General features: G+C 73.4%; 7 protein-coding genes and 1 pseudogene. 7 read left to right on the forward strand and 1 reads right to left on the reverse strand.

Annotated elements, in window-relative coordinates; genetic code table 11:
* The 5 genes and pseudogenes from VGH76_RS18190 to mftM form a co-directional block, all read left to right on the forward strand.
* Nucleotides 1-510: pseudogene (locus VGH76_RS18190) on the forward strand (hypothetical protein); the annotation flags it as partial.
* 427 nt (nt 511-937) lie between these two features.
* Nucleotides 938-2,230 carry an NDMA-dependent methanol dehydrogenase gene (gene mdo, locus VGH76_RS18195; protein WP_331558123.1) on the forward strand — a complete coding sequence of 431 codons (1,293 nt, stop codon included), beginning with the start codon at nt 938-940 and terminating at the stop codon, nt 2,228-2,230.
* A gap of 100 nt (nt 2,231-2,330) precedes the next feature.
* Nucleotides 2,331-3,680 (forward strand): MoxR family ATPase, encoded by a 1,350-nt coding sequence (locus tag VGH76_RS18200; RefSeq protein WP_331558124.1) that lies wholly within the window; start codon nt 2,331-2,333, stop codon nt 3,678-3,680.
* A gap of 39 nt (nt 3,681-3,719) precedes the next feature.
* A complete protein-coding gene (locus tag VGH76_RS18205) occupies nt 3,720-5,264 on the forward strand; it encodes a VWA domain-containing protein (RefSeq protein ID WP_331558125.1) in 1,545 nt (514 codons plus the stop codon).
* Nucleotides 5,265-5,271: 7 nt separating this feature from the next.
* Nucleotides 5,272-6,213 (forward strand): mycofactocin oligosaccharide methyltransferase MftM, encoded by a 942-nt coding sequence (mftM, locus tag VGH76_RS18210; protein WP_331558126.1) that lies wholly within the window; start codon nt 5,272-5,274, stop codon nt 6,211-6,213.
* 32 nt (nt 6,214-6,245) lie between these two features.
* Here the strand turns inward: mftM and VGH76_RS18215 are convergent, their stop codons facing one another.
* Complete coding sequence (locus tag VGH76_RS18215; protein WP_331558129.1) at nt 6,246-7,406, reverse strand: nitric oxide synthase oxygenase; 1,161 nt, start codon at nt 7,404-7,406, stop codon at nt 6,246-6,248.
* Nucleotides 7,407-8,438: 1,032 nt separating this feature from the next.
* On the opposite strand from VGH76_RS18215, the gene VGH76_RS18220 reads away from it, so the two are divergent.
* Both VGH76_RS18220 and VGH76_RS18225 read left to right on the forward strand, forming a co-directional pair.
* The gene (locus VGH76_RS18220) at nt 8,439-9,107 is read left to right on the forward strand and encodes a hypothetical protein (RefSeq protein WP_331558127.1); all 669 of its coding nucleotides are present in this window, start codon (nt 8,439-8,441) and stop codon (nt 9,105-9,107) included.
* A gap of 226 nt (nt 9,108-9,333) precedes the next feature.
* A partial coding sequence (locus tag VGH76_RS18225) for an FAD-binding oxidoreductase (protein ID WP_331558128.1) occupies nt 9,334-11,321 on the forward strand: 1,988 nt, incomplete at its 3' end.

Raw genomic sequence — 11,321 nt, forward strand, 5'->3', positions numbered from 1 at the left:
CGGATCACCTCGCCCGTGCGCACCGCCTTCGACCTCGCCCGGCGCGAACCACTGGTCGAGGCCGTCGCCGCCGTGGACGCCCTCGCCCACGCCTGCCGGTTCAGCCCGGACCACCTGCGTCGGCTCGCCGGGACCCACCCCGGAGCGCGCGGGATCGTGCAGGTCAGGAGGGTCCTCGATCTCATGGACCGGCGCGCGGAGTCGCTCCCGGAGTCCCGCCTGCGCCTCGGCCTGCTCGACCGCCACGTGCCCCCGGGCATCCCGCAGCACTGGGTCACCCTGACCACCGGCGAGCGCAAGCGTCTCGACCTGGCGTGGCCGGCCCGGATGATCGCCCTCGAGTACGACGGCCCCGAGCACCGCACGATCGCCGGCCAGAACCGCGACGCCTTCCACCGGGCCCGCCTGGCCGACCTGGGGTGGGACGTCATCGTCGTCACCTCGGCCATGATCGCGGACCCGACGGCCTTCGACGAGCTCGCGGCCCGCGTCCTCCGCAAGCTCGCCTGACGAGCCCGCCCCTACCAGGGCACCTCGACACGATCCTCCCGGAGCCGGCCGGTGGGTGACCGCACCTCCGCGTCCAGGCCCGCCGGGTCCCGGGCGATCGCCACCACCCGCGCCCCGGCCCCGGCCAGCCTCGTCGTGATCTCCCCGCCCGGCGAGTTGGTCCACCCGAGCGAGTTCCCCCGTCGCCGTCGGCAAATCCTGCCGATCTTGAGCTTTCTGGTATCGCCACTCAGAGGCAACAACCAAGGCGCAGCCGGGCCGCACGAAGGGCAGCCCCGGAAACCCTCCGAACGTCGGGGTGATCTCCCCGCTCCGTGAACGGGATCACGTGGCCGCCCTCGCGGGTGACCCGCAGCACCCCTAGCGTCCGCGCCGGACGACAGGCCAGCTGCCTACAGCGGGTCCGCCCGACGACGAGAGGATCGAAATGCAGGTCGACGAGCTGCTCAAGCCGTTCCCGATCAAGGAGTTCCACCCGTTCCCCCGGGCGCTCCTCGGGCCCGGCTCGCACGAGATGATCGGGCCGGAGGCCCTCAAGCTGGGCTTCAAGAAGACCCTGATCATGACGTCGGGGCTCCGCGGCACCGACATCGTGCACAAGATCAGCGAGTCGCTGAAGTACCACGGGGTGGACACGGTCATCTACGACCAGGTCGAGTCCAACCCCAAGGACTACAACGTCATGGACGCGGTGAAGCTGTACCAGGAGAACACCTGTGACAGCTTCGTCTCCATCGGCGGCGGCTCCTCGCACGACGCCTGCAAGGGCGCCCGGATCTCGGTCTCGCACGACGGCCGCAACGTCAACGAGTTCGAGGGCTTCAACCAGTCCGAGAACCCGAAGAACCCCCCGCACATCGCGGTCTCGACGACGGCGGGCACCGGTTCCGAGACGTCGTGGGCGTACGTCATCACCGATACCACGACCGACCCGAACAACCCGCACAAGTACGTCGCGTTCGACGACAACTCGGTCACGAGCCTCGCGATCGACGACCCGGTGCTCTACTACGACTGCCCGATCGACTTCACCGCCCAGTGCGGCTTCGACGTCCTCGCGCACGCCTCCGAGCCCTACGTCAGTCGGCTGAACTTCGAGCCGAGCCTCGGCAACGCGCTCCACGCCATCGAGCTCACCTCGAACCACCTGCGCGAGGCGGTCTGGAACGGCCAGGACCTCTCCGGCCGCGAGGGCATGATGTACGCCCAGTACATCGCCGCCCAGGCGTTCAACTCCGGCGGCCTCGGGATCATCCACTCGATCTCCCACGCGGTGTCGGCGTTCTACGACACCCACCACGGGCTCAACAACGCCGTCGCGCTCCCCCGCGTGTGGGCGTTCAACATGCCGGTCGCCTACAAGCGCTTCGCGCGCATCGCCAAGGCCATGGGCGTGGACACCATGCACATGACCGACGTGCAGGCCGCGGAGGCCGCGCTCGCCGCGTCCATCCGGCTCCTGCGCGACGTGGGCATCCCGGAGAAGTTCACCGACGTCACCCAGGACTCGTACTCGAAGAACCGGCTGGGCCAGGGCCCCACGAAGTTCTACGAGAACGAGAAGACCATCACGGGCAACGACGCCGACGTGGACCGCATCACCAACCACGTCCTCGGCGACGCCTGCACGCCGGGCAACCCGAAGGAGTGCACCTTCACCACGGTGCGCCCCGTCGTCGACCACTGCCTCAACGGTGACCTCGATGACCTGCTCAGCTGAGCTCCGGAGCTGATACTGGACGCCGGTGCCCGGCGGACCCTCCGGGGCCCGCCGGGCACCGGTGCGTTCCCCTCGCCTTGCACCGTAGGAAGGACCCCGCGTGACCAGCACGTCCGAGCAGGCCGCCCCCGAGACCACCGCCGCCCAGGTCGGCCCGTTCGACTCGGTCGACGCGGTCGTCGAGGCACTCTCGGCCCAGGGCTACATCGCCGATCGGCGGCTGGCCACCACCGTCTTCCTGCTCACCCGGCTGGAGAAGCCCCTCCTGCTGGAGGGCCCGGCCGGCGTCGGGAAGACCGAGCTGGCGAAGATGCTCGCCGTCGCCACGGGCCGGCGGTTCCTGCGCCTGCAGTGCTACGAGGGCCAGGACGAGACCAAGGCCCTCTACGAGTGGGACTACGGCAAGCAGCTGCTCTACACCCAGATCCTGCGGGAGAAGATCGGGCAGGTCGTCGAGGACGCCCCCGACATCCCCAGTGCCGTCGACCGCATCGGCGCGCAGGACTCCGTCTTCTTCTCCGAGCGCTTCCTCGCCCCGCGCCCGCTGCTCCAGGCCATCCGGTCCGAGGAGCCCGTCGTGCTGCTGATCGACGAGGTCGACCGCGCCGACGAGGCGCTCGAGGCCGTGCTGCTCGAGACCCTCGGCGAGTTCCAGATCTCGGTACCCGAGGTCGGGACGTTCGCCGCGGAGAACGCCCCCTACGTGATCCTCACCAGCAACAACACCCGCGACCTGGCCGCCGCCCTCAAGCGCCGCTGCCTGCACCTGTTCCTCGACTACCCGAGCGCCGAGCGGGAGCTGGAGATCGTCCGCTCCAAGAACACCGGGCTGCCCGAGGCCGCCGCGCGCGAGCTCGTCGAGGTCGTGCGCGGGCTGCGCGAGCTGGAGCTGCGCAAGGCGCCGAGCATCTCCGAGACGATCGACTGGGCGCGGACGCTCGCCGTGCTCGGCGTCGACGAGCTGAACTCGCAGATCCTCTCCGACACCGTCTCCGTCGTCGTCAAGTACGACAAGGACGTCACCAAGGCACTCGGCGCGCTGCCCAACCTCGTCGACCCGAACGCGGTCGTCGACGACGCCCACGGGCACGGCCACGGGCACGGCCACGGGCACGGCCACGGGGACGGCCACGGGGACGGCCACGGGGACGGCCACGGCCACGGGGACGACGGCGACCACGGGCACGCCGCGTCCGGCGGCGGCACGAACGGCCACTCCGCCGGCCCCGCGCCCGCGGAGATCGACGACGAGGACGACGGTCCCGACGGCCGCGCGGTGCGGGCGGCGAAGGACCAGGAGGGGCGGCACGTGGGGCACTACGCGGCCGGCACCGAGGCGAAGGAGGCCGCGCGCCGCGGCGAGGGCCAGGCGGCCAAGCCCCGATCGGTCAGCTCGAGCCAGGGCACGCGGTCGTTCGGCGGCGGGCTGGGCAAGAAGCGCGCCCTGTAGAGCCCGCCGCCCGGCCTGTTCCCGAGAGGAGGCCCCGCGATGGAGGCCAGCATCCACCGCTTCGTCCGGCTCCTGCGCATCCGCCAGGTCCGGATCTCCACCTCGGAGGTCCTCGACGCGATGCGGTGTGCGCGCGAGCCCGGCGTGCTCGCCGACCGCGCCACCCTCAAGGCCGCGCTCCAGGTCGCGCTGATCAAGGACATCCGCGACGAGGCCACCTTCGAGGAGATCTTCGACGCGTTCTTCGCCTTGGTGCGCATCGGCAAGGAGGACACCGGCCACGGCCACGGGCACGGCCACGAGGACCTGTCCGACGACGGCTCGCTGGAGAACTTCACCCTCTCCGAGGAGCCGAGCGAGACCCCCGAGCAGGGCCACGACCACGGCAAGCCGGTCGACATCAAGGAGTTCTTCGACCCCGACGACCTGGCCCAGCAGTACAACCTGCACCAGGAGGCCAACAAGATCGACCTCGCGGCGATGACCGACGAGATCGTCTTCTCCAAGGACGGCGCCACCGACCAGACGAACACCGGCGAGAAGGTCCAGATCGAGACCGACCACCTGCACGGCGGCGGCATCCCGGGCGAGATCGCGACGGCGTCGGGCACCAAGGTCGACGCCGACCTCAACGTCGCGCAGCAGGAGGCCCTGCTGGGGTGGCTGCAGGGGGTCGAGGACGGGATCGACGACGAGGGCGACGAGACCGACGCGATGGCGCTGCGCCGTCGGCTCGCCGGGATGCTCGAGAACCTCCCCGAGGCGATCAAGGCGCACCTCGAGCGGCTCATGGAGATCGAGCAGCGCGTCATCGAGGGCGGGCACGCCGACGAGGACGCCCGGCGCGCCGAGGTCGACCGCGCCGAGGAGCACGAGCGCCAGCAGCTCGAGGACTCGCTGCGCCGACTGGCCAAGACGCTGCACGGCGCGCTGACCCACCGGCGGCGCCAGTCACCGCGCGGCCGGATCGACGCCGGCCGCACGATGCGCCGCAACATGCGCTTCGACGGTATCCCGTTCACCCCGGTGACGGTGAGCCGCGCCGAGGACAAGCCGCGGCTGGTGATCCTCGCGGACGTCTCGCTGTCGGTGCGGGCGACCGCGCGCTTCACCCTGCACCTCGTGCACGGGCTGCAGGACATGTTCGGCCAGGTGCGATCGTTCGCGTTCGTCTCCGAGCTGATCGAGGTCACCGACCTGTTCGCCGACCACACCGTGGAGGACGCCCTCGGGATGATCTTCGGAGGCGACATGCTCGACGTGGACGCGAACTCGAACTACGGCGAGACCTTCGGCACCTTCCTCGAGGACCACGCCTCGGCGGTGAACCGGCGCTCCACGGTGATCGTCCTCGGTGACGGCCGGGGCAACGGCAACGACCCGAACATCGAGGCGTTCGCCGAGATCAGCCGCCGGGCCCGCGAGACGATCTGGCTGACCCCGGAGCCCCGCTACTCCTGGGGCCTGGGGGCCTGCGACCTGCCGCAGTACGCCGAGTTCTGCGACCGCATCCGGGTGGTGCGCGACCTCACCGGGCTCTCCGAGGTCAGCCACGACATGGTCGCCGAGATGATCGGACGCTGACCCGGCCGTGACCCTCACCCCGCCCGCCGCGGGCGGTGCCCGCATCGACCCGCTCGCCCCGGCGCACCCCGGGCGGTGGGAGAACGGCGACGTGGTCGTGTGCCACGTCGACCGGGCGGCGGTCCCCGTGCGGCTGGTCTCGGGACGGGCGCCCGAGCTCGTCAGCGAGCACTTCGAGGTGCACCGGCCCGGCGGGCGGCTGCTGGTGCTGCACCGCTTCCGGCCCGACGAGCTCGACGACGACGTGGCGACGCTGGTGGCCGGCGAGCTCGGTGCCGTCGTGGAGTCCGCGCCGGTCTTCGAACGCGTCGTCACCGGGATCGTGCGCTCGACGGTCGGGGACCCGCTGACGGCGTGGTCGACGTTCTACGCCAACTCGCTCGCCGTGCTGCGTCACCCGGAGCGGGCCGCGGTGCCCGGGGCGCCGCCCGAGGCGTCCCTCGCCGGCTTCGCGCCCGTCCACGCCCGGGCGCTCGACGAGGTGGCCGGGACGTCGGTCGTCGACCTCGGCACCTGCTTCGGCTTCCTTCCGCTGCTCATGGCCGAGCGCGGTCTCGACGTCGTCGCCACCGACCACACGCCGGGCACGATGCGGCTGCTCTCGGCGGTCGTGGGCACCGGGATCGCGCCGGAGGCGGCGGGACGGCTGCGCACCATGGCCTGCGACGCCCGGGAGCTCCCGCTGCGCGACGACGCCGTCGACACGGTCACCGCGATCCACCTGCTCGAGCACCTCCCGGCGGCGGAGTCGGCCGCGGTCGTCGCGGAGATGCGCCGGGTGGCCCGTCGTCGGCTGGTGGTCGCGGTGCCGTTCGAGGACGTGCCCGACCCGGTGTACGGCCACCTGTGCCGCTTCTCCCCCGAGGTGCTCACCGACCTCGGCGAGCGCACCGGCGCCCGGTTCCGGGTCGACACCGACCACGGCGGTTGGCTGGTCGTAGACATGTGAACGCTCGTGGCCGTCGGAACGACCAAGATCGTTCACATGGGGCACCCCTGATCCCGCGCGGCCTGCTGCGGGTCGACGCGGAACATCGGGCCGGTGTCGGTCGGCTCGTCGTAGTAGCGGTGGAACACCGGCGTGAGCCCGCCGGAGATCGGCGGGACGATCCAGCTCCAGTCCACCGGGCACGTCCGGCCGGCCGCCTCCTCGCGCTCGAGGTGGCGCAGGAAGCGCTGCGACTCGCCGTGGTGGTCGGCCATCGAGACGCCGGCCGCGTCGAACGAGTGCTGGACGGCGAGCGTGATCTCCACCGCCGCCCGGTCACGCCACATCGTCCGGTCGCTCGAGGTGTCCAGGCCCATGCGCTCGGCCACCTCGCCGAGCATGTCGTAGCGCTCGCCGTCGGAGAGGTTCCGTGCCCCGATCTCGGTCGCCATGTACCAGCCGTTGAACGGGGCGGCCGGGTAGGAGACGCCGCCGATGTCCAGGCGCATGTTGCTGATCACCGGCAGGGCGTGCCAGCGCAGGCCGAGCTCGGCGAACCAGGCGTGGTCGGGGTGGGTGAGCTCCACCTCGAGCACCGACTCCGGCGGGACCTCGAAGAACTGCGGCCCCTTCTCGGCCCACTCCCCGCCGCCGGAGACGACCAGCGGGAGGACGTCGAAGCGCCCCATCGGCGAGGGCGGGACCCAGCCGAGCGAGCGGGCGTGGTCGGTGAACCCGACGTAGCGCGGGTCGCCGAGCACCCGTCCCCCGGTGCGGTAGCCCGCGTAGCGGATGAGCTGCTCGTTCCACACCCGCGGCCCCGCCGTGGTCGGGGTGTCCGGGGCGAGGACGGTGATCGTCGAGCGGATGCGCCCCCGGCGGGTGGCCTCGTCGAGGTGACCGACGCACTCGGCGGCGACCTCGTCGGGTGCGACGACGTGGCGGCGGTCGCGGACGTGCAGACTGCGCCAGTAGAGCCGCCCGATGCAGCGTGCCGAGTTCCGCCAGGCCACGCGGGCCCCGAAGGTCAGCTCGGCGGAGGTGTGCACGTAGGTGCCGGTGCGCTCGATCTCGTCGCGCACCTCGGCCAGCCGGTCCTCGAACGGCGCGGTGCGCACGGCCGCGCCCTTGACCGCGGCCGCGCCGGGCTCGTCGGCCTCGGCGTAGAAGAGCCGGAGGAACTCCTCCGCCTCGGCCGGGTCGACCGGGGACACCGCTCCCGACGACGACGCCGGCGCGCCCCACGACGTCGCGGAGCCTTCCGCGTCCTCGGCGACGACGTCTGGTGCCGGGGGAAGGGGGGTCGAGCCGTTCCGCGCCGCGGGCACGGCCGGGGCGTGGACCGTCGCCGCGACGGCGGCCGTCGCACCGTCGGCGTCCTCGACCGCGGCAGCGGTGTCGGACGCCTCGCCGTCGGGTCCCGCCGGCGCCTGCTCCGCCGTCGACGACGGTGCGGGACGGGGGCGCGGGCTGGGCCGCGCCGGGTCGGACCGGTCCGCGTGCTCGGCGTCGGCCCCGGGCTCGGGCACCTGCGCCGTCAGCGGGGCCGTGGGCTCGCCGGTGGAGCCGCGCTCCGCGTCGGGGGCCGGGACCCCCTCGACCGGCGTGTCCACCGCTGCGTCGTCCGCGGGGGAGCCGTTCACGGCCATCGTGGCCATGCCGGGGGCCATGCCACCTCCGTGTCGCTCGAGGTCCTGCCGGGTCACTGCCTCGGCGGTGTCGATCCCACCGCCGCCGTCGTGGACGTACCGAGCCGGGCCCCCGCGCGCTCGTCGTCCATCCTCACCGCTCGATAACCACAAGGGATCTGGCCGTTCGGACCCATGTGGTCCGGGAAGCGGCCTGATGATCGTCCTCCGTTCGGCGCATTCCGGGCGGGCGCACCTTTCCTCGACGACCCCCGGATCGTCCGGCGCCGCCCGGTCCGGGGAGCGGTTTCGACCGCCCGGGCGCCGCTCGGGCACCTGGCGGGCCAACCGACGCCGGACGGGTCACGGCCGACCACTGTAGGGGTCGCCCGTCCCTCCCCGGTGTCCGGGACCACCTCACCGACGGTCACCCGTCCGCGCCGTCCGTGCCCGGACCCCGGTGACCGCGCTCCGAGCCGTCTGGCACCCTGACCCGACGACCGGCAGTAGTCATGACGTGAACCGTGCGTGACGAGACGACGGGTGGGAGGACCACGCGTGAGCCGAGCCGGACGAGGCCGTCCCGGTGGCGGAGGGCGTCGCGGGCGCGCGAGCGAGATGCGCGAGCGCGCGGACGAGATGGCCGCACTGCTCGACGAGGCCGCTCCCCGCGCCCAGCGCACGCGGCGCCGCCGGGCGACGGCCGTGCCCGCCGCGGTCGCCGCCTTCGGCGCCCTGAGCATCGGGGGCGTCGGCCTGGCGCTCGGGCTGACCCCCACGGGGGCCGAGGGGATCCTGCCCGCCAGCCCCTCCCCCGCCCTCTCCGATCCCGCCTCCTCGCAGCCCACGACCTCCGCGGACGCCACGGCCGGCGGCACGCCGACCGAGGGCGGGCTCGACCCGGCGGTCGCGGGGGCCGACCTCGTCCGCGCCGACGACCATGACACGCCCGGGCGCACCGGCCCCGCACCCGCCGCGGACCCCCGGGGGCAGGCGGCGCCGCCGCCGTGGTCGACCCGGGCCGGTCACCCGACGAGCCCCCGCCCCGGGCCCACCACGACGCGCCCGCGGCCCACGTCGTCGCGACCCACCCCGACGTCGTCGCGCTCGGCGACGCCCCGCTCCACCTCCACCCGGCCCGGGGCGCGGACCGCCTCGGCCACGCCCCGACCCGTCGCCCAGCGCGCCGACCTCCCCTCGTCCGGGACCCCGGACCAGGAACGGGACACCACCTCCCCGACGACGGCGACGTCCGTGACCCGCGGCACCGGCGGGTCCACCGGCTGAGAAGAGCGGTCGGGCACCGACGGTGGGTGACAGCATGCGACGGTGAGGGTCCCGATCGTGGCGCCGGGCGCCACCGCTCACCGGCGCGCGACGCGCGTTGGCCGCACGGTCGGACACGGGGGACGACCGCGCGGAGACGCGGAGTAGCGTGACGCGCCAGTGCCCACCGGTAGGGTGCTCCGCCGGGGGCCGAGCGAGTCATCGTGAGATGAGGAGTCGACCGGACGTGACGGCAGCGAGGAACAACGGTCCCGACGCGGGGCGACACGGCCTCGCCGGGCCGGGGAATCCTCCCCGCGACGCGGCGGCCGACCACGAGGACCGCGGGTGGGCCTCCACCAGCGGCGGTTGGGGCGCGAGCGCTCTCGACCGCGGCACCACGGCGGGGTACGACCCGTCCGGCCCCGGACCCTTCGGTTCGCCCGGGCCCGGACGGAACGACCGGTCGCCCCGCTCGTCCTGGCCGGACCGGGACGACGCCGTGTTCGACATCGCCGACGACCGGCGCGACGACGGGACGACGATGAGCCAAGCCCCCGACCGAGGAGCGGTGCCGCCGCCTCCCCCACGCAGCCACGGTTTCGCCCCGCGCGAGCCCGGGCCGGGGTACGAGCCGGGGGGTTACGAGACCGGCGGCCACGAGCCGAGCGGGTTCGAGACCGGGGGCTACGCCTCCGGCGGCCCACCCTCGGACGGCTGGCCGTCCAGCAGCGGGTTCTCCTCGAACGGCTACTCGCCGGGGGAGCGCTCCTCGCACGGGCCGTCGTCGTCCGACGGCTACTCGACCGGCGGCTACTCCTCGGGCGGCTACTCCTCGGGCGGGTTCTCCTCGGACAGCTGGTCCTCGGGTGGGCACTCGCCGGGCGGGTTCTCCTCCGACAACTGGTCCTCGGGCGGGCCCTCGTCGGGCGGGTTCTCCTCCGACCGCTACTCCACCGACCGCTACTCGTCCGACAGCTGGTCCTCCGGCGGTCGGTCCTCGGGCGGGTACGACGGGTTCGCGACCGGCGGCAACTCCTACGACCGGCCGTCGGGGTCCCGCAGCACCTGGTCGTCCGGTCTGGACGAGACCCCGCGGACCACGGCGATCTCCGCCCCCGTCGGCCCACCGGGGATGATGGACGGTGTGGGCCTGCCGACGCCTCGGGACGCCGCGTTCACGGCGCCGCCGAACGCCTCGGACATGGTCTCGATCATCCGGACCAGCTTCGAGGCGGTCGCCCCGCGCGCCGACGAGCTGACCCAGCTCTTCTACGGCTGGCTCTTCCGGATCGCCCCCGAGACCCGCGAGCTCTTCCCGGTCACGATGGAGCTGCAGCGCACGCGGCTGCTTCGCGCGCTCATCCACGTCGTGCAGATGGTCGACCGGCCCGACGAGCTCACGGTCTTCCTGCGCCAGCTCGGCCGGGACCACCGGAAGTTCGGCGTCGTCGGCGAGCACTACGACAAGGTCGGCCAGGCCCTCCTCGGCGCGCTCGGCGAGATCGCCGGTCCGCTGTGGACCTCCGAGGTCGAGCAGGCGTGGGTCGGCGCCTACGGCATCGTCGCGCAGGCGATGCGCGACGCCGCCGACGCCGAGCGCGGCCCGGCCGTGTGGATGGCCCGCGTCATGGAGCACCGCCGGGTCTCGCAGGACCTCGCCATCGTGCGGGTCCAGACGAGCCAGCCGGTGCCCTATCTGGCCGGCCAGTACGTCTCGGTCGAGACCCCCCAGCGCCCGCGGATGTGGCGCTCGCTGTCACCGGCGAACGCGCCCGGGCCGGACTGCGTCATGGAGTTCCACGTCCACACCGTCCCCGGCGGGTGGGTCAGTCGGGCGATCGTGTCGCACGCGCACGTCGGCGATGTGTGGCGCATCGGCCCGCCGATGGGCCAGATGACGCTCGACCCCCGCTCGCGCGCGGACCTGCTCATGGTCGCCGGCGGCACCGGGCTCGCCCCTGCCCGGGCGCTCGTCGAGCAGCTCATGGTCGACGGCTCGGACCGCAAGGTCGCGCTGTTCGTCGGCGGGCGCACCTGGGACGCGCTCTACGACATCGACACCCTGCGCCGGATGGCCCAGGACAACCCGTGGCTGACGGTCGTGCCGGTCGTCGAGGAGGACGGGCGCCGCTACGGTGCGGAGACCGGCACCCTCGCCGAGGTCGTGGCGCGGTACGGGGCCTGGGCGGACCGCCAGGTCGTCGTCGCGGGCTCGCCCGGCATGGTCCGCTC

The sequence above is a fragment of the Actinomycetospora sp. genome, assembly GCF_036497585.1.
GTDB lineage: Bacteria > Actinomycetota > Actinomycetes > Mycobacteriales > Pseudonocardiaceae > Actinomycetospora.

Excerpts from the sequence above, each read along its gene's own strand:
- mdo (WP_331558123.1), top strand. The coding sequence starts at position 938 with ATGCAGGTCGACGAGCTGCTCAAGCCGTTCCCGATCAAGGAGTTCCAC.
- VGH76_RS18205 (WP_331558125.1), top strand. The coding sequence starts at position 3,720 with ATGGAGGCCAGCATCCACCGCTTCGTCCGGCTCCTGCGCATCCGCCAG.
- VGH76_RS18220 (WP_331558127.1), top strand. The coding sequence starts at position 8,439 with ATGCGCGAGCGCGCGGACGAGATGGCCGCACTGCTCGACGAGGCCGCT.